Below are 16975 nucleotides of genomic sequence, written 5' to 3' on the forward strand. Positions count from 1 at the left end.
GTATGCAGCGAACAGCGAGAGGTCGCGCCCATGGCTCAATCGAATAACCGTAGCGACTGGCTGGTGCGTGCGCCTGAATCGGGGAAACTGGAGCGCATCGAGGCCTATTTCAGTGGTCACGGCTACAGCGCCCACCGGCATGACACCTACGCCATCGGCTTCACCCTGTCCGGCGTCCAGAGCTTCAACTACCGGCACAGTAAACGTCATAGCCAGCCTGGTGGAACCATCGTGCTGCACCCCGATGAGGTTCATGACGGCGAAGCAGGCACCAGCGACGGCTTTCATTACCGGATGTCCTACATCGAACCGTCCCTGATCCAACAAGTGCTCGGCGGCAGGCCATTGCCCTTTATCGAGGGCGGGCTGTCGAACGATCCCCGGCTCAACATCGCGACCCGCAGATTGCTGAATACGCTGGAGCATCGTCTCGATCCGCTGGAAGAAGACGACGCCATCTATGATGTGGCCCAGGCGCTCGCTGTCGCGGCGGGTCGTCGACGCGGACGCCGGTTGCTGGACTACCCCGCCGCGGAGCGTGCGCGCCTGTTTATCCATGACGCCCTTGGCCAACCCATCACCCTGGACGATCTGGTCGAGGCCAGCGGTCGGGATCGGTGGAGCCTGTCACGGGATTTCCGCGCCCTGTACGGCACCAGCCCCTATCGCTACATCACCCAACGTCGCTTGAACGAAGCCCGGCGCCTGGTATTGCAGGGCCTGCCATTGAGCGAAGCAGCCCTTGCCTGCGGTTTTTTCGACCAAAGCCACATGACCCGGCTGCACACCCAGGCCTTTGGCATTTCACCGGCGCGCTGGCTGAAAATGCTGCGCTGAAGCCCCTGGGTCACCCTGCAAAAGCTGCACGATCATCCAATACCCGCCCTGCCCCAGGCCGTAACGTAGTGCTCATCTTTTCCAGTTGAGGAGCATGCCCCGATGAATCAGTACTCCCCCATTAACTTCGCTCAGAAATACGCGCTGTTCGCCGAGCAATGGGCGCCCAAAGTCATCGCCGAAATGAACGACTACCAGTTCAAGATCGCCCGGCTCGAAGGCGATTTCATCTGGCACACCCACGCCGATACCGATGAAACCTTCATCGTGCTGGACGGTGAGCTGCGTATCGATTTTCGCGACGGCGCCGTCATGATTGGCCCGGGCGAGATGTATGTCGTCAAGAAAGGCGTCGAGCACAAACCGAGTGCCGAGCGGGAAGTGAAACTCTTGTTGATCGAGCCTCGCGGCGTCATCAATACCGGTGAAGAAACCAACGAGCGAACGGCGGTCAATGACGTCTGGATCTGACCGGGCCTGGCTCAGTCGTACTCCGCCTCCTGATGATCACCGAGCAGCCGCCGCTGGCGAGGCGTCGCGGCGGCGAGCACGACGGGATTGAACTGCCAGTGCAGATAGGGCGAGAACTTTTGCGCGACCATCCGTCGACCGTAATGCACCTGGAGCATGTACCGTGTGCGGTCGACGGTCCGGTTGTCGCTGCCGGCGTGCCATAACTCGCTGCGCAGTACCAGAACATCGCCCGCCCGACACAACACTGGCTGCGCCGGACGCCCATGCCACTGCGTCTCACCCGCCGCTGGTGCACGGCCCGCCTTGTGGCTGCCGGGAATCACCTGTGTCGGGCTCAGGTCAGCGTCGATGTCATCGAGGTAAAACTGCGCGGTGAACACCTGCATCGGCAGTTCAAAACCGGGATCAGCCAACAGGGCCGGCGGCAGCTCCATCGGCAGGTAATCCAGATGCAATGGCGCGCCGACAAAACCGGGATGGCAGCGCCAGGCCGTCTGGCCGATGATGTGGCAATCGTCGCCCAAAGCCGCTTCGGCGAGTTCGATCACCCCGCTCACTTCCAAATACGGCAACCAGAACGGATCCCGATTGAACACGCATTTGTAATGATCGATGACGCCGCTGTAATCCCAATGTTGGGGTTTCAGCTGGTCGATAGTACGACGCACGTCAGCGACTTGCGCGGCATCCAACACGCCGGGCATCAGGACAAAACCGTCCTGATGCAGGGCTCGCAGGAGGTCGTCAGTCGACACGACACCACCTGCTTCAGGTGCGGAAGCGGCCGGTCAGCTCTGCGAGGTTTCTCGACAGGCTGGAAAGCTGCTGGCTGGCGTGCATGCTCTGGGCGGAATTGGCCGCCGCTTCGTTGGACAGATCACGGATGTCGGAAATATTGCGGGCTATTTCCTCGGTGACGCTGCTTTGCTCTTCACAGGCGTTGGCGATTTGCGCGGCCATGTCGTTGATTCGCTGGATCGAACCACCTGTGCCGCTGAGGACCTGGTCGACACCCGCGGCGCGCTCAACACTGTCGCGAGCCTTGCTACTGCCGACCTGCATCGCTTGCACAGCCTTGGCGACACCGCTCTGCAACCGCTCGATGCGAACCTGGATGTCCTTGGTCGAGTCCTGGGTACGAGCCGCGAGCGCCCTCACCTCATCGGCCACAACGGCAAACCCACGGCCCTGCTCACCGGCCCGTGCGGCTTCGATTGCAGCGTTCAGTGCCAACAGGTTGGTCTGCTCGGCAATGCCACGAATCACTTCGAGCACAGCACCGATGCTGGAAGTTTCCTGGGCCAACGCCTCGATCGTGCCCGAGGCGCTTTCGACTTCCTGGGCCAACTGGCGGATCGAATCGATGGTGCTGCTGACGACTGCGGTGCCGTCGCGAGACTGACTGCTCGCCTGTTGCGCGGCGTCCGAGGCGCTTACTGCATTATGCGCAACCTCATGCACGGCGGCGCTCATCTGGGTGGCAGCGGTACTGACTTGATCCAGTGCCGCGTGTTCGCTGCTGATCAGCCGATCATTCGTCGCAGCCATATCGGCCATGGCGCGCGCAGCGGCATCGACCTCCCCGGTCACTCGGCCCACTTCGGCAATCAGCGGTTGCAGCTTGTCGAGAAAACGGTTGAACGCACTGCCGAGCTGGCCCAACTCATCAGCCGAACGGACTTCGAGACGGCCTTTCAGATCGCCGCCGCCCTCGGCGATCTGTTCGACCCGGTGCAGCAAGCGACGCATCGGACGCAACACCACCATCGGCAAAGTCACGATCAGCAGGACGCAACCGAGCAGACCGACCAACAGAATCCCTCCCTGCTGCAGGCCCACGGCTTGTCCGTGATCGATCGCCGCCTGGCCTTCCCGTTGCGATGCCTCATCTTCCAGCTCACCGAGTTTGTCGATGGCATCGCGCATGGTGTTGAACTTGCTCTCGCCATCACCAAAACTCAGCGCACTGGCCGCCTGCGGATTGCTCGCGGCTTGCTCAACGATCTGCCGCGAAATTTGCGACCACTGGGCAAAGCGGTCATTGAACTGACCGACCAGCTCCTGCGCCTCGGCACCCGGCTGCATCGCCGCGTATTTTTGCACGCGGTCGTATGCTTGCTTCAGATTGTCCCTGTGGCTGGCCCGCAGCGCCTCGACATGAGTCCCCGCCCCGTCGCCCAGCAAGCTCCGTTCGGCAACGAACGCCTGGTACAGGTCGCGATCCGCATTGAGCAACAGGCTGATGGCCGGCAGATAACGCTTGGTCAACTGCGTGCTGGACTCCGTCACCTGGCCGATCCCACGCATGCCCGCGCCCCCCATCAGCACCAGCAATACAGCCAGGAACACCATCGGGAGGGTGATTTTCCAGCGAAAGCCCAAGTCGGCGAAGAACCGCAGCATGGTGTCATTCCTTACACAGGGGGATTACCTGCCTATCGGCAGCCTTGTCTTGAGCTATAGACCATTAGTCCAATTGTTACAAAGCTTTGGGTATGGGGAAGACTGTGGTTAGGCAGGTCGCGGAGGGATTGGACCGGGTGAAAATGATCGGAGGGACATCAGTGTTTTGGGGAAATTTTCTGACATTTTCCGCCCACATAATTCTAGGAATGTTCTTACGCATCGTCTGATTGATGATTTTAACGGTAAGCCTTTATAGTCCGAGGCGTCGTTCGTAAGAGCGGCTTGGGTTTGGCGACTCGATTACAAATGGTAAGAAGGCCTTCAATCAAACGGAGTTTGAAATGAGCAGATACATGGCTCTTACTTAGTAACGCCGACGATCAACCCCTTTTAGTCGATACCTCCGCACCGTTGCACATCTTGCTCGACACGGCGGGCTATAGAATCCGCGCTGTCACCCAGCTTTTAGAGAACCTCGCAATGCGAGGGGACATTCCGAGCGACTCAGTGGTCCTCCAGGACTTTGCACAGCTGTGCTGCATCTCCTTGAGGGATGGTTGCGACGTGCTCGATGTCATTGCCCGACGCTTGGATGCAGAGCCTGCTAGTTCAAAGGGCTCTCACGGGTAACACCAATTAGAAAGTGGATGCCACGAGGAAACACACAAACCGTGGCGAGGGAGCTTGCTCCCGCTGGGCGCGAAGCGGCCCTGTTTTTGGCGCTGCTACGCAGCCCAGCGGGAGCAAGCTCCTCGCCACAGGATGATTACCCGGCTTTATATCGCTTAACTGACTGGCATTACTCTCACGGGGCCCATCTCGTCGAAACGAGCATGGCTCGATGAACCGGAACCCTCCGCTTTGCCCGGACTTGATTAATCACACGAGCTGATCAGCATGAATACACACACCCCGGAGGCTTCGATGGCTACCAAAAAAGTCAAGAAAACGCGCAGGAAAGTCACTCACGAAGAGCTGACTTTTCTTGACGTTCGACAAGCTGCGCGTGATGGTCAGAACGTGTTCGATAAATTTGTGATCACTAGCAAGCTTGCTACTAAAAAGTAGTTCTGGATGCCAACCGTTAAATTCGCGCCCCTTTTGAAGAAGCGAGAGCCGTAAATTTTGCCGCACACCTTTATAACTACGAAGTGTACGGCGAGATACCGGTCATCTTTGACAACAAAATCGTGATCTATCCCCCACGGCGCATCATAGGTCAGACAATCCCTGCCCCGAAACTCACGCTCGCGGTACTATCGCGTAATCCATAACGCTACGCTCCCGTACGCCACAAAACCCCAGAAACGAAAAAGCCCAGCGGATACGCCGGGCTTTTATGGGGAACGGATGATTTTATTTTTCCTCCGTTCCTGTCGTAGAATTTCCATATTCCAAGACGTCGCAAGCCGCGATGAGGTCGGTGTAGGAATTAGGCATTTTTCCGTTTAGGAGCATTGCGGTAAAAACTGCATACACATCATTTTTATCACCATCCTTCCTCAACGTTCTCTCATCATTGAGCCACGCATAGATGATGGTCATCGGCGCCTCGGATCTGAACTGAAAAAACAGGCGATACCGTGGAGGTATCCCTTGCTTCTTCACTCGAAACCAATGCTTAAAGTCACGCCCTAGCGTATTCCCCTGACGATAGCAGGGGTGGGTCGGATCGGACGGAACATTGATTAGGATATTCGCGCTCACCGCATCGAAAAGCTTGTAGACCGGAAGATGGTGAAAGCCTTCCGGGTCCTTAGCCATCGCCCTCTCAACAGCGGCAGTGATTTCTTCGAGGCGCGCAATAAATAACGGGTGAGCATAAAGTGCCCACCCGTTTTCGATATGAATCGTGCTTTCAGTCACGCTTAGCCTTCTTGAAGCTCGCGACGACGATTATCGTCCGCCTGATTGCGAATTGCTTGAATTCGCTGCAGCAGGCCGCGAGGGATAGGCTGGATACCTTCAGGATTTTCCTTGATATCCCTGTCAAGCAGATCAAGGAACTCGATACCTGCTTGAATCTCCGCCTTTCTGTCGGTAAACGAGACGACATTGCCTTTAGACATGACCTCTCTCCATTGCAAATTTTCCTGCACTTTCAACAGGACATGGCCTGAACGCTTCATGGCGAGCATGGCCTAACGGGGCATTTCCGTGCCCTCTGTAGGATCACTGTAGATCACTATGGTTCACGAGGAGTGCATTTAACACCATCAAAGCCGAATAAAGGAAGCCTGATGATGTAACAGATGGCGAAGCCCGTTCGAATGACCAGACAAGGCGAAAATGTCATATCAGACGTCGACTTGCGTGCCTCTGTGCCGCAAGACAAGTCTCGCACGATCAAGCCGTGGCCCATCGAATACACTTGTTTTCTGACGGGCGGCTATACCACCTGTGCAACAGAAAAGACCAAGGCGGTGTCTGGGCGGAGTCGAGGAAGATTCCAGCATGGTTGGGAATGACATCCACCCTCATTCCCCCAAATACAAAAAACCCCGAGGCGATTAAGCGCTCGGGGCCTTTAAATATGGCGGAGAGATAGGGATTTGAACCCTAGGTACTGTCGCCAGTACAACGGATTTCGAATCCGTCCCGTTCGGCCACTCCGGCATCTCTCCAGTGGCGCGCATCATACCAGCACATTCGCCGGAAGCGAACCCCCGAGCGAAATTTTTTCCGTGCTATCAGATGCTTGCGTCGATTACAGCGGTACACCCAGGCGTTGGGCGACTTCTTCGTAGGCTTCGATGACGTCACCGAGGCCTTGGCGGAAGCGGTCCTTGTCCATCTTCTTCTTGGTGGCCTTGTCCCAGAGGCGGCAGCCGTCCGGGCTGAACTCGTCGCCCAGGACGATGGAGCCGTCGCTGAACACACCGAACTCAAGCTTGAAGTCCACCAGCAGCAGGCCGGCGTCGTCGAACAGCTTGGTCAGCACGTCGTTGACCTTGAGGGACAGTTCCTTCATGCGCGCCAGTTGCTCGGCGGTGCCCCAACCGAACGCCACGACGTGGGACTCGTTGATGAACGGATCGCCCTTGGCGTCGTCCTTCAGGAACAGCTCGAAGGTGTAGGGGTTGAGTTTCATGCCCTCTTCCACGCCCAGGCGCTTGACCAAGCTGCCGGCGGCGTAGTTACGCACGACGCACTCGACCGGGATCATGTCCAGCTTCTTGACCAGGCATTCGTTGTCGCCCAGCAGCTTGTCGAACTGGGTCGGTACGCCGGCGGCTTCGAGCTTTTGCATGATGAAGGCGTTGAACTTGTTGTTCACCATGCCCTTGCGGTCCAGCTGTTCGATGCGCTTGCCGTCGAACGCCGAGGTGTCGTTGCGAAACAGCAGGATCAAGCGGTCAGCGTCGTCGGTCTTGTAAACCGACTTGGCTTTGCCGCGGTAGAGTTCTTCACGTTTTTCCATGATGGGCTCCGCTTGCTAAGTAGATGGGCTAGGCGATATGTCGCCAGTCGAGCCCTGAATCTTGATCGGCCAGTTGCAGCCAGTCCGGGTCGCACCCGAGGGTGTCGACAAAACATTGCCGGGCCAGCTGCGGCAGGTTGTTCTTGCTGCTCAGATGGGCCAGGACCAGGTGTTGCAGGCCTTGCCAGCCCAACTCGGCCACCAGGTACGCCGCCTGGTGGTTGTTCAAATGTCCGTGTTCCCCGCCTACCCGCTGCTTGAGAAAGTAGGGGTAGAACCCACGCGCCAGCATGTCCCGGCAGTGGTTGGACTCGATCATCAATGCATCGAGGTCACGGTAACTGTCCATCACCCTGTCGCAATACGACCCCAGGTCGGTGAGCAATCCGAAGCGTCGCTCGCCATCGCTGAAGACATACTGCGTCGGCTCCCGGGCATCGTGGGCCACGCTGACCACATTGATATCCAGCCCGCCGATACGCAGTTGCTCGCCACCAGCCACGAAACCGGCTGGCTCGATGGGCTTGCGCAGGCCTTCCAGCGTGCCACGACTCAAGTACACCGGCAGATTGTAGCGCCGAGACAGCAAACCCACGCCATGCACGTGGTCGGCATGCTCGTGGGTCACCAATATCGCGCTCAGTTGCGCTGGGTGCACGCCCAGGCGCAACAGGCGCTTCTCGGTTTCCCGCAGGGAGAAACCACAATCGACCAGCACGTACGTACCAGCACTGGCTATCAGCGTGCCGTTCCCCTGGCTACCGCTGCCGAGAACGGCAAAACGCATCGGATCAGCCCAGGTTGTCCTGAATCACGCCCAACACCTTGCGAGCCACGTCGGCCGGCGCCACGGTGTTGATGTTCTTTTCGACGGTGACCTGGACGTTGTCGCCGACCTTGCTCAGGCGAACCTGGTAACGCTCGGCACGGGCTTCGATTTCTTCCTTGTCCGGCTTGCTGCCGAACAGGCCACTGAAGAAGCCAGGTTTCTCGTCTTTCTTCTCGGCTTTTTCGGCGAGGTTGATGTAGTACAGGCCCAGGCTGCGGTTGATGTCTTCAACGCGCCATTCACCCTGTTCCAGCGCACGACCCACGCTCGACCAGGCACGGTCGAGGTCGGAGCCGACATTGAGCACCGGGTTGCCGCTGCCGTCTTCGCTCAGGCTGACGCGACTTGGCGTGTCGTAGTCGCGGGTGGCGAGCATCGACACCGAGCCGCCCTGCTCAGCGGTACGGCTCATGCTCGCGAGCATGTCGTCCACCAGCGCTGCGTCGAGGCCGGTGTTGACCGAACGGTTGGTGAAGGCCACGTCGGCAGTGCTGCCGGCGGGACGCTCGGCGCTGACCACGTAGATTTCACTGGTGTTGCGCTGCACGCCTGGCTCGATCCGCACACGCACGCGGGTTTCGCTGTCGGCTGCAACACCGGCGGCACTCAGGCGCTTGGCCATGGCGGCGGACAGCTCATCGGAACGCTGCCAGGTGGTGGTGAATTCGCCTGTCTGTGGGCGCTGTTCGTCCAGGCGGAAACCGTTGTCCTGGAAGAACTGGATTGCCACGGGCCAGACTTCGGCCGGTGGATGCTGGCCCATGACCCAGCTGGAATCACCGCTCTTCTGCAGGGTGTAGTCGCTGGCATCGGCCACGGCCGACAGCGGCTGTGGACGCGGGACAACGTATTCGCCCTTGACGCTGTCGTCGGCGACGTTGCGCGGGATCGGCAGCAGCGGATCCAGGCGCTTGGCGACGCTGACGTCCGGCGGCAGTTGCATCGGTGCAGTCTGTTGCGCTTGCAGGTAATCGCTACCACGGTCGCGGAAGTAACCTTCCGGCCCCCAGATCCATCCGCAGCCACTGGTGCTGGAGATAATCAAGGCAAGTGCGGAAAGTCCGGCCATTCGCTTCATGCGTTGTACTTCCTCAATTAAACCAGGACGCCGGACTGGCGCATGGCCTGCCGCAGCGTTTCGTGACAAGGGGTGCTCAGCCAGGTCAGTGGCAGGCGGATGCCTTCATGCATCAGGCCCATTTCGACCAGGGCAAACTTCACCGGGATCGGGTTGGCTTCGATGAACAGGTCCCTGTGCAGCGGCATCAGTTTTTCGTTCAGTGCCCGAGCGGTCTCGGCGTCGCCGTTCAGCGCAGCCTCGCAGAGGTCGGCCATTTCGCGCGGGGCAACGTTGGCGGTGACGGAAATGTTGCCCTTGCCACCCATCAGGATCAGCTCGACGGCGGTCGGATCATCACCGGACAGCACGAGGAAATCCTTGTCCACGCCATCGAGGATGGCCTTGGCGCGCTTCAGGTCGCCGGTGGCTTCCTTGATGCCGATGATGTTCGGCACGGTGGACAGGCGGATCACAGTCTCGGCCTGCATGTCGCAGGAGGTGCGGCCGGGAACGTTATAGAGGATCTGCGGGATGTCGACGGCGTCGGCAATGTGCTTGAAGTGCTGGTACAAGCCTTCCTGGGTCGGCTTGTTGTAGTACGGAACGACCAGCAGGCAGGCATCGGCCCCGGCTTCCTTGGCGTTGCGGGTCAGCTCGACGGCTTCGCGGGTCGAGTTGGCGCCCGTGCCGGCGATGACCGGAATGCGCCCGGCAACCTGTTTGACCACGGCTTTGATCACGGCGATGTGTTCTTCAACATCAAGGGTTGCCGACTCGCCGGTAGTACCGACTGCGACGATGGCATGGGTGCCGTTCTTGAGGTGGAAGTCCACGAGTTTGCTGAGGCTGTCCCAGTCAAGACGCCCTTGTGCATCCATGGGAGTGACCAGTGCCACCATACTGCCCGCAATCATGAAACCGCTCCTGCCGGAAAAAGAGAGCGGTAATGGTACTGGCGCCAAGATGCTTGTACAAGCGAACTCCCATTCCCCTTGGCGATGGTTTTCGCTACCCTTCAGGCTTTGATCGGTACTGATAAGCTCATACGCCGGTTTCCAGCTTCCGTTTCCGTCGCTCCAAGCCCCGATCCTGCGTTTGTCCCGGGGGTATTTGTGTTGCCCTGCAACGCATTGTCCCCTCCAGGCACAGGGCTTGAACCGTTCGGTTTCCCAGGGCTGTCACCGCGCCGAGCTGAAACGTATCGACCGCTCATCGCTTTAGGAATGCTGCATGTCCACCCCCACAGTCCGCGAACAATTCCTTGTCATCAGTGCCCTTGGCGCCAACCCCATGGAGCTGACTAACGTCCTGTGCCGCGCCAGCCATGAGAATCGCTGTGCCGTCGTGACGTCACGCCTGACTCGCCATGGCGAATGCAGCGCGCTCGTGCTGGAAATCTCCGGCAGCTGGGACGCCCTGGCCCGCCTGGAGGGCAGCCTGCCCTTGCTGGCCAAGAAGCATGCGTTCACCGTCAACGTGGTCCGCAGCGCAGCGTTGGAGAATCGTCCCCAGGCCCTGCCCTATGTGGCCTACGTGAGTTCGGCCTATCGCCCGGACATCATCAACGAGCTGTGCCAGTTCTTCATGGACCATCACGTCGAGCTGGAGAACCTGACCTGCGACACCTACCAGGCTCCGCAGACCGGCGGCACCATGCTCAACGCTACGTTCACCGTGACACTGCCGGCCGGCACCCAGATCAGTTGGCTGCGCGATCAGTTCCTGGATTTCGCCGACGCGATGAACCTGGATGCCCTGATCGAACCGTGGCGCCCACAAAACCCAATGTAAGGAAGCGTTCATGGCCGTTGCCGTCGACCAGCCGGTTACCGATTTCCAAGCGCCCGCCACCAGCGGGCAGACCGTCAGCCTCGCGGCCCTGAAAGGCAAGCAGGTGGTCATTTACTTCTACCCGAAAGACAGCACCCCGGGTTGCACCACCGAAGGCCAAGGGTTCCGCGATCAGTACGCGCAATTCCAGGCCGCCAACACCGAAGTGTTCGGCGTCTCCCGGGACAGCCTCAAGTCCCACGAAAACTTCAAGTGCAAGCAGGAATTCCCCTTCGAGCTGATCAGCGACAAGGACGAAGCGGTTTGCCAGTTGTTCGACGTGATCAAGTTGAAGAAGCTATACGGCAAGGAATACCTGGGCGTTGACCGCAGCACATTCCTGATCGACAAGGATGGTGTGCTGCGCCAGGAATGGCGCGGCGTGAAGGTACCGGGGCATGTGGATGCGGTGTTGGCGGCGGCTCAGGTGCTTAACAAGGCCTGAAATCTCGTTGCCTGTACTGGCGCTATCGCGAGCAAGCTCGCTCCCACACTGGATTTGTGTCGTTAAATCAAATCCCTGTGGGAGCGAGCTTGCTCGCGATGAGGCCTTAAGCATTACTTCATATTCAAGTCACAACAACGGCGCCACCACCGGTTCCTTGCTCGGCCACGCATCCAGCACCGCCTTGAACAGCGTCGCCAGGGGAATCGCGAAGAACACCCCCCAGAACCCCCACAAGCCGCCAAACAACAGCACCGCACAGATGATCGCCACCGGATGCAGGTTCACCGCCTCGGAAAACAGCAGCGGTACCAGCACGTTGCCGTCCAGCGTCTGGATGATTCCGTAGACCGCCATCAGGTAGATGAACTGATCGCTCCAGCCCCACTGGAACAGTGCAATCAGCGCCACCGGCACCGTCACGACCACGGTGCCGACGTAAGGCACCACCACGGAAATACCCACCAGCAAGGCCAGCAACGCTGCGTAGTTGAGGCCCAGGGCAACGAAGCCGATGTAGGTCACGCCGCCACAGATGAAAATCTCGATGACCTTGCCGCGGATGTAATTGGCGATCTGCCGGTTCATTTCCTGGGCAACCCGAGTGATCAGCGCTCGTTCGCGCGGCAGATAACCGCGGACCCAGCGCCCGATCATTTCCCGGTCCTTGAGAAAGAAAAACACCAGGATCGGCACCAGCACGAGGTAGATCATGATGTTTACCAGCAGCGGCAAGCTGGACAGGGAAAACGTCAGCGCCCACTGGCCGAACTTGCCGATCTCACCGCGCACCACTTCGATCGTCTGCAGCACCTGTTCATCCGAAACCAGGTGGGGATAGCGTTCAGGCAGTAACAGCAGCAGCGATTGCCACTTGGCGAGCATTCCTGGGAGTTCGTTGAACAGCGTCACCAACTGATGCCAGAGCAAGGGCACGATCACCACCAGGAACACCACCAGCAGCCCCATGAACAAGGCGAACACCAGCCCCACCGCCAAGGAACCCGGCAGCCGCATACGCTCCAGCGTGGTGACCAGGCCTTGCATCAGGTACGCCAGCACCATCCCCGCCAACACGGGTGCGAGCATGCCGCCCAGTGTCAGGACCGCGGTGAATCCGAGGAACAGCAGCACCGCCAACACCACGGCTTCTTCATCCGAGAAGTAGCGCTGGATCCAGTCGCGTAACACTTTGAACATTAAAAATCCTTATGGGAGGGCTGTCGGCTTTCAGGCCTTTTGCAACCAGTAACGGTAGACGCCGTTCTCGTCCTCTTCGCGCAGCAGCGTATGACCGGCCAATCGGGCAAAGGTGCGGAAATCACGTTGGGAGCCCGCGTCCGTGGCGGTTACCTTGAGCACGGCGCCGCTGGCTAGGCGATTGAGTTCCAACTTGGCCTTGAGCAACGGCAACGGGCAATTCAGGCCGCTGGCGTCCAGTTCGGCATCGTGGGCTACATCATCGGTCATTGCTTCACTCCGCAACAGGTCGTCGAGCCGCCTAGAATATCTGGTCCCGGACACGCTGTCCGGCTACAGTAAGGTCTTTGTCGACTAAGGCCCCGTGCATGACATTTCTGCGCCCCACCCTGCTGACGCTCGCTTGCCTGCTCGCCTCACCGGGCTTCGCCGACGACCTGCCGTCACTTGGCGATGCCAGTTCTGCCATCGTCTCGCCGGAACAGGAACACCAATTGGGTCGCGCCTGGCTGGCCCTGCTGCGTAGCCAGGTCTCGCAACTCAACGACCCGCAGCTCAAGGATTACGTCGAAACCAGCGTCTACAAGCTGGTGGAAACCAGCCAGGTCAATGACCGGCGCCTCGAATTCATTCTGATCAACAGCCCACAGCTCAACGCCTTCGCCGCACCCGGCGGGATCGTCGGGGTCAACGGCGGCTTGTTCCTCAACGCGCAAACCGAAGGCGAATACGCCTCGGTCATGGCCCACGAACTGGCGCACTTGTCGCAACGCCACTTCGCCCGTGGCGTGGAAGCCCAACAGCGTATGCAAGTGCCAATGATGGCGGCGCTGCTGGCTGGCATCGTGGTCGCCGCCGCTGGCGGGGGCGATGCCGGGATTGCCGCCATCGCCGGGACCCAGGCCGCCGCCATCCAGGAACAACGGCGCTTCTCGCGCCAGAACGAGCAGGAGGCCGACCGCATCGGCATCCAGAATCTGGAAAAGGCCGGCTATGATCCACGGTCGATGCCGACCATGTTCGAACGGCTGATGCGCCAGTACCGGTTTGACGCCCGTCCCCCGGAGTTCCTGCTGACTCACCCGGTTACCGAGTCGCGTATCGCCGACACCCGCAACCGTGCCGAACAGGCCAAGCCGGGGGGCATCGAGGACAGCATGCGCTATCAACTGATCCGCGCGCGGGTCCAGTTGACGTATGAAGAAACCCCGGGACTGGCCGCCAAGCGCTTCCGCGCGCTGCTCGACGAAAACCCGAAGAACGACGTGGCTCGCTATGGCCTGGCAATTGCCCAGGTCAAGGGCGGCCAGTTGAATGAGGCCCGTGAAAACCTCAAGCCGCTGCTGGCCAAATCACCCAACGAGATCATCTATAACCTGGCCCAGGTCGATCTGGACATCACCAGCAACAAGCTGCCAGACGCTCAATCTCGCGTCGACCGGCTGCTGGCCCAGTACCCGGGCAATTACCCGCTCAACCAGGTCCGTGTCGACCTGCTGCTCAAGCAGAATCGTCCCGCCGATGCGGAAAAAGCGCTGGAGACCCTGCTCAAGAGTCGTCCGGACGATCCGGACGTCTGGTACATGGTGGCGGAGACGCGTGGCTTGTCGGGCAATATCATCGGTTTGCACCAGGCCCGCGCCGAGTACTTCGCGCTGGTCGGAGACTATCGTCAGGCCATCCAACAACTGGACTTCGCCAAACGACGCGCGGGGAGCAATTTCCCGTTGTCATCGCGCATCGATGCCCGGCAGCGAGAGCTCATGGAACAAGAGCGGATGGTCAAGGACATGATGGGTTGAATATCCATCAGGCATAAAAAAACCGCCTCGATTCGAGGCGGTTTTTTTTCAGCTCGGCTTATTCGGCCAGCTTGAAGGTGATGAAGCTTGCACGCCCCTGACGCAGGACACGCATCGACACCGAGCGGTTCTTCGGCAGCGCCTTGGCGATGTCGGTGAACTCCTTGGCGGAGCCGATGGCCTGGTTGTTCAGGTGCGTAATGATGTCGCCTGGTTGCAGGCCAATCAGGGCAGCAGGACCGTCCTGCACTTCCTTGATCACCACACCACCTTGCAACTCCAGGGTGCGCTTCTGCTCTTCAGTCAGCTCGACCACCGCAACACCGAGGCGATTGCTGCTGCGCTCGACGCCGGACTTGGGCTGCGATTCGAGTTCTTTACCCTCTTCCGGGATCGCGCCGACAGTCAGCTCGACATTCTTGCGCTTGCCTTCGCGGATCACTTCCAGGTTGGCCTTGGCGCCAGCCTTGAGCGCGCCCACCAGATGTGGCAAGTCGGCGGACATGATGATTGGCTGGCCATTGAGGCTGAGGATCACGTCACCCACCTGCAAGCCACCCTTGGCGGCCGGGCCACCTTCTTGAATTTGCGCAACCAACGCACCGGCGGGTTTCTCCAGCCCGAACGACTCAGCCAGATCCTTGTTCACTTCCTGGATGACCACGCCCAACCAACCCCGGCTGACCTTGCCCTCGCTTTTCAGTTGGTTGGATACATCCATCGCGACATCGATCGGAATGGCGAACGAAACGCCCATGAAACCGCCCGAACGGGTATAGATCTGAGAGTTGATGCCCACCACTTCACCGTTGAGGTTGAACAACGGGCCACCGGAATTGCCTGGGTTGATCGGCACGTCGGTCTGGATGAAAGGCACATAGTTTTCGTTCGGCAGGCTACGCCCGATAGCACTGACAATCCCTTGGGTCACAGTGTGGTCGAAACCGAACGGCGAACCGATGGCGACGACCCACTGGCCAGCCTTCAGATCCTGGGATTTGCCCAGCTTGAGCACCGGCAGGTCCTTGCCGTCGATTTTCAGAAGCGCCACATCGGAGCGCGGGTCGGTGCCGATCAGCTTGGCCTTCAGCTCGCTGCGATCGGCCAGGCGCACCAGGATCTCATCGGCATCGGCGATCACATGGTTGTTGGTCAGGATGTAGCCGTCAGGCGAAATGATGAAGCCCGATCCAAGGGACTGGGCTTCACGCTGGCGACCGCCGCCCGGCGAACGCGGTTGCTGCGGCATCCCACGCTCGAAGAACTCGCGCAGCATCGGCGGCAGGCCTTCCAGGTCTGGCATCTGCTGGTCCGAGACACGGCGATCCGGCAACTTCTGTGTGGTACTGATGTTCACGACAGCGGGCGAAGCCTGTTCGACCAGTTGTGTGAAGTCCGGTAATTCCACTGCCACGGCAGGAACGGCCTGACCGAGGACCAGCACGGTGGCAAATATGGAAAGATAGGTTTTCAAGCGTGGTATCGACATACGGCTCCCGTTACGACGAGCATGGTTAAGCGATATGGAGCAAGGACTACCGGAGAACGATACGCCGGTATTATTGTTCCGCAAACAGACAAGGCCAGAGCCGAGCGGCTCTGACCTAATAGAAAAAAATTGGTTTTTTTGCAAATGAAAATGCTGACAGGAAGTTTCGGCATTTCGATCAAGCCTTGGCGTCATCGGCCTCTTGCGCAATCGAGCCACCTGAGCACTGTGCTATTGGGCTGCCGCGACATCGGAGCGCATGGACAGCGCGATCCGTTCCGCCGTGCCAATGGGAATCTCACCTACCACCGTGACCATCATCTCGCCTTGGGGCGTGGTGAGCCGACGAGAAACAGCAGCCGTCGGACCCAGCTGGGTACGAGTGTCGGTTGCGGTGGCGCCATTCAGCGGTTCCAGGAATACCGAGAAACGAGCGAGCCCGTCGTCGTACATGAGACTATTGACCTGGATCTTGGTGTCCGGATCATTGCGTGCCACGCTGCTGGTCAGTTCAAAGCCAGGCGGAAGCCAGTCTGAATGCCAGGTAGTCTTCACGGCGGTAGCTTTATTCGAATCCTGAACGACAGCCTTGCACTCGGCACTGGCCTGCAGGTCACCTTCCGAAGGTTCGGAGGTGTTCAGTCGAGTGAACTGAAAGCGCTCCAGCAATTGGCCCTTGTCATTGAGCAACAGGGACTTGAGCGGTAAACCGGTCTCTTTGTCCAGATGCAGCTCGAAGCCATAGCGATGCTGGTCTTTAGGGGTCAGGGCGACAATGACAGCCTGACGCCCGGCCACGCGCGACTTGCCAATGACGGCAAGGTCGTACCAATTCTTGAGTTTTTGCGGATCGAGCGCACGTGCAGTGCCATCAGGCGTGTTTCCCAGCCCGGCGATCAAGGTGCCGCTGACGCATTGAGTATGTCCATCAATGCGCATGACCTCCTGTGCCGAACCGTCGAGCTGGAGCAACCGCTCGCGGACTTTGCCATCCTGGACGCGATGCCAGATGTTATGGGTAGAAAAACTACCGTTACGCTCGTAAACGAAAGTGCCCTGGAAGCTCTGCTGTTGCTCGGCCTGACTCAGACGATTGAGCCAGTCCTGAGCTTCACCGGCATAGGCTGGAGCCACACACCAGCCACCGAGCAGAAGCGAAACGAGAGGTATGGCGCGCATGGT

18 protein-coding genes, 1 tRNA gene and 2 pseudogenes are annotated in these 16975 nt (G+C 59.3%); 7 read left to right on the top strand and 14 right to left on the bottom strand.

The features are described from left to right. Window positions 1-30: 30 nt before the first annotated feature. Both Q7C33_RS18350 and Q7C33_RS18355 read left to right on the top strand, forming a co-directional pair. Window positions 31-837, top strand: coding sequence for an AraC family transcriptional regulator (locus tag Q7C33_RS18350; protein WP_407683903.1), 807 nt, complete (start codon window positions 31-33; stop codon window positions 835-837). A gap of 102 nt (window positions 838-939) precedes the next feature. Beyond that, window positions 940-1308 (top strand): cupin domain-containing protein, encoded by a 369-nt coding sequence (locus tag Q7C33_RS18355; protein WP_030141203.1) that lies wholly within the window; start codon window positions 940-942, stop codon window positions 1306-1308. Between the two features lie 11 nt (window positions 1309-1319). Here Q7C33_RS18355 and Q7C33_RS18360 read toward each other — a convergent pair whose 3' ends face one another. The 3 genes and pseudogenes from Q7C33_RS18360 to Q7C33_RS18370 all read right to left on the bottom strand — a co-directional run. Next, window positions 1320-2066 carry a phytanoyl-CoA dioxygenase family protein gene (locus Q7C33_RS18360; protein ID WP_030141204.1) on the bottom strand — a complete coding sequence of 249 codons (747 nt, stop codon included), beginning with the start codon at window positions 2064-2066 and terminating at the stop codon, window positions 1320-1322. Window positions 2067-2079: 13 nt separating this feature from the next. After that, window positions 2080-2868 (bottom strand): methyl-accepting chemotaxis protein, encoded by a 789-nt coding sequence (locus Q7C33_RS18365; protein ID WP_407683930.1) that lies wholly within the window; start codon window positions 2866-2868, stop codon window positions 2080-2082. Between the two features lie 69 nt (window positions 2869-2937). After that, window positions 2938-3714 (bottom strand): annotated as a pseudogene (locus tag Q7C33_RS18370) (MCP four helix bundle domain-containing protein); the annotation flags it as partial. Between the two features lie 344 nt (window positions 3715-4058). Here Q7C33_RS18370 and Q7C33_RS18375 point away from each other — a divergent pair. Beyond that, a pseudogene (locus tag Q7C33_RS18375) lies at window positions 4059-4347 on the top strand (short-chain dehydrogenase). Between the two features lie 267 nt (window positions 4348-4614). Continuing rightward, window positions 4615-4785, top strand: a complete 171-nt coding sequence (locus Q7C33_RS18380; protein ID WP_407683904.1) for a hypothetical protein — start codon at window positions 4615-4617, stop codon at window positions 4783-4785. Window positions 4786-5073: 288 nt separating this feature from the next. Here the strand turns inward: Q7C33_RS18380 and Q7C33_RS18385 are convergent, their stop codons facing one another. From Q7C33_RS18385 to dapA, 7 genes are all read right to left on the bottom strand, one after another. After that, on the bottom strand, window positions 5074-5583 hold the full coding sequence (locus tag Q7C33_RS18385; protein WP_198797144.1) for a type II toxin-antitoxin system YhaV family toxin: 510 nt from the start codon (window positions 5581-5583) through the stop codon (window positions 5074-5076). 2 nt (window positions 5584-5585) lie between these two features. Continuing rightward, window positions 5586-5786, bottom strand: coding sequence for a hypothetical protein (locus tag Q7C33_RS18390; protein WP_053182737.1), 201 nt, complete (start codon window positions 5784-5786; stop codon window positions 5586-5588). Between the two features lie 465 nt (window positions 5787-6251). Then, window positions 6252-6341, bottom strand: a tRNA-Ser gene (locus Q7C33_RS18395). Window positions 6342-6424: 83 nt separating this feature from the next. Beyond that, on the bottom strand, window positions 6425-7138 hold the full coding sequence (gene purC / locus Q7C33_RS18400; protein WP_198797143.1) for a phosphoribosylaminoimidazolesuccinocarboxamide synthase: 714 nt from the start codon (window positions 7136-7138) through the stop codon (window positions 6425-6427). Window positions 7139-7166: 28 nt separating this feature from the next. Then, window positions 7167-7925 carry an MBL fold metallo-hydrolase gene (locus Q7C33_RS18405; protein ID WP_030141209.1) on the bottom strand — a complete coding sequence of 253 codons (759 nt, stop codon included), beginning with the start codon at window positions 7923-7925 and terminating at the stop codon, window positions 7167-7169. Window positions 7926-7929: 4 nt separating this feature from the next. After that, the gene (bamC, locus tag Q7C33_RS18410) at window positions 7930-9045 is read right to left on the bottom strand and encodes an outer membrane protein assembly factor BamC (protein WP_407683905.1); all 1116 of its coding nucleotides are present in this window, start codon (window positions 9043-9045) and stop codon (window positions 7930-7932) included. Between the two features lie 17 nt (window positions 9046-9062). Further along, complete coding sequence (gene dapA, locus Q7C33_RS18415; protein WP_407683906.1) at window positions 9063-9941, bottom strand: 4-hydroxy-tetrahydrodipicolinate synthase; 879 nt, start codon at window positions 9939-9941, stop codon at window positions 9063-9065. 316 nt (window positions 9942-10257) lie between these two features. On the opposite strand from dapA, the gene Q7C33_RS18420 reads away from it, so the two are divergent. Next, entirely contained in the window at window positions 10258-10818 is a 561-nt protein-coding gene (locus Q7C33_RS18420) for a glycine cleavage system protein R (RefSeq protein ID WP_030141212.1), read from the top strand. Window positions 10819-10828: 10 nt separating this feature from the next. Further along, window positions 10829-11302 (top strand): peroxiredoxin, encoded by a 474-nt coding sequence (locus tag Q7C33_RS18425; RefSeq protein WP_030141213.1) that lies wholly within the window; start codon window positions 10829-10831, stop codon window positions 11300-11302. A 129-nt stretch (window positions 11303-11431) separates the two neighbouring features. On the opposite strand, the gene Q7C33_RS18430 is transcribed toward Q7C33_RS18425, so the two are convergent. Both Q7C33_RS18430 and Q7C33_RS18435 read right to left on the bottom strand, forming a co-directional pair. Beyond that, entirely contained in the window at window positions 11432-12502 is a 1071-nt protein-coding gene (locus Q7C33_RS18430) for an AI-2E family transporter (RefSeq protein ID WP_181286681.1), read from the bottom strand. 30 nt (window positions 12503-12532) lie between these two features. Further along, on the bottom strand, window positions 12533-12772 hold the full coding sequence (locus tag Q7C33_RS18435) for a sulfurtransferase TusA family protein (RefSeq protein WP_030141215.1): 240 nt from the start codon (window positions 12770-12772) through the stop codon (window positions 12533-12535). A gap of 98 nt (window positions 12773-12870) precedes the next feature. On the opposite strand from Q7C33_RS18435, the gene Q7C33_RS18440 reads away from it, so the two are divergent. Continuing rightward, complete coding sequence (locus tag Q7C33_RS18440) at window positions 12871-14304, top strand: M48 family metalloprotease (protein ID WP_198797139.1); 1434 nt, start codon at window positions 12871-12873, stop codon at window positions 14302-14304. Window positions 14305-14362: 58 nt separating this feature from the next. On the opposite strand, the gene Q7C33_RS18445 is transcribed toward Q7C33_RS18440, so the two are convergent. Both Q7C33_RS18445 and Q7C33_RS18450 read right to left on the bottom strand, forming a co-directional pair. Then, entirely contained in the window at window positions 14363-15793 is a 1431-nt protein-coding gene (locus Q7C33_RS18445; RefSeq protein ID WP_030141216.1) for a DegQ family serine endoprotease, read from the bottom strand. A 231-nt stretch (window positions 15794-16024) separates the two neighbouring features. After that, window positions 16025-16972, bottom strand: a complete 948-nt coding sequence (locus tag Q7C33_RS18450) for a MucB/RseB C-terminal domain-containing protein (RefSeq protein ID WP_258648122.1) — start codon at window positions 16970-16972, stop codon at window positions 16025-16027. Between the last annotated feature and the right edge of the window lie 3 nt (window positions 16973-16975).

The sequence above is a fragment of the Pseudomonas sp. BP11-1-1 genome (assembly GCF_052112105.1).
Lineage (GTDB): Bacteria > Pseudomonadota > Gammaproteobacteria > Pseudomonadales > Pseudomonadaceae > Aquipseudomonas > Aquipseudomonas alvandae.

Bases quoted from the DNA above. Each gene is read 5' to 3' on its own strand.
- Q7C33_RS18380 (WP_407683904.1), top strand. From the start codon at position 4,615: ATGAATACACACACCCCGGAGGCTTCGATGGCTACCAAAAAAGTCAAG.
- Q7C33_RS18430 (WP_181286681.1), bottom strand. From the start codon at position 12,502: ATGTTCAAAGTGTTACGCGACTGGATCCAGCGCTACTTCTCGGATGAA.
- Q7C33_RS18445 (WP_030141216.1), bottom strand. From the start codon at position 15,793: ATGTCGATACCACGCTTGAAAACCTATCTTTCCATATTTGCCACCGTG.
- Q7C33_RS18390 (WP_053182737.1), bottom strand. From the start codon at position 5,786: ATGTCTAAAGGCAATGTCGTCTCGTTTACCGACAGAAAGGCGGAGATT.
- Q7C33_RS18420 (WP_030141212.1), top strand. From the start codon at position 10,258: ATGTCCACCCCCACAGTCCGCGAACAATTCCTTGTCATCAGTGCCCTT.
- Q7C33_RS18435 (WP_030141215.1), bottom strand. From the start codon at position 12,772: ATGACCGATGATGTAGCCCACGATGCCGAACTGGACGCCAGCGGCCTG.
- bamC (WP_407683905.1), bottom strand. From the start codon at position 9,045: ATGAAGCGAATGGCCGGACTTTCCGCACTTGCCTTGATTATCTCCAGC.
- Q7C33_RS18355 (WP_030141203.1), top strand. From the start codon at position 940: ATGAATCAGTACTCCCCCATTAACTTCGCTCAGAAATACGCGCTGTTC.
- dapA (WP_407683906.1), bottom strand. From the start codon at position 9,941: ATGATTGCGGGCAGTATGGTGGCACTGGTCACTCCCATGGATGCACAA.
- Q7C33_RS18450 (WP_258648122.1), bottom strand. From the start codon at position 16,972: ATGCGCGCCATACCTCTCGTTTCGCTTCTGCTCGGTGGCTGGTGTGTG.
- Q7C33_RS18365 (WP_407683930.1), bottom strand. From the start codon at position 2,868: ATGGCCGATATGGCTGCGACGAATGATCGGCTGATCAGCAGCGAACAC.
- purC (WP_198797143.1), bottom strand. From the start codon at position 7,138: ATGGAAAAACGTGAAGAACTCTACCGCGGCAAAGCCAAGTCGGTTTAC.
- Q7C33_RS18440 (WP_198797139.1), top strand. From the start codon at position 12,871: ATGACATTTCTGCGCCCCACCCTGCTGACGCTCGCTTGCCTGCTCGCC.
- Q7C33_RS18425 (WP_030141213.1), top strand. From the start codon at position 10,829: ATGGCCGTTGCCGTCGACCAGCCGGTTACCGATTTCCAAGCGCCCGCC.
- Q7C33_RS18405 (WP_030141209.1), bottom strand. From the start codon at position 7,925: ATGCGTTTTGCCGTTCTCGGCAGCGGTAGCCAGGGGAACGGCACGCTG.
- Q7C33_RS18350 (WP_407683903.1), top strand. From the start codon at position 31: ATGGCTCAATCGAATAACCGTAGCGACTGGCTGGTGCGTGCGCCTGAA.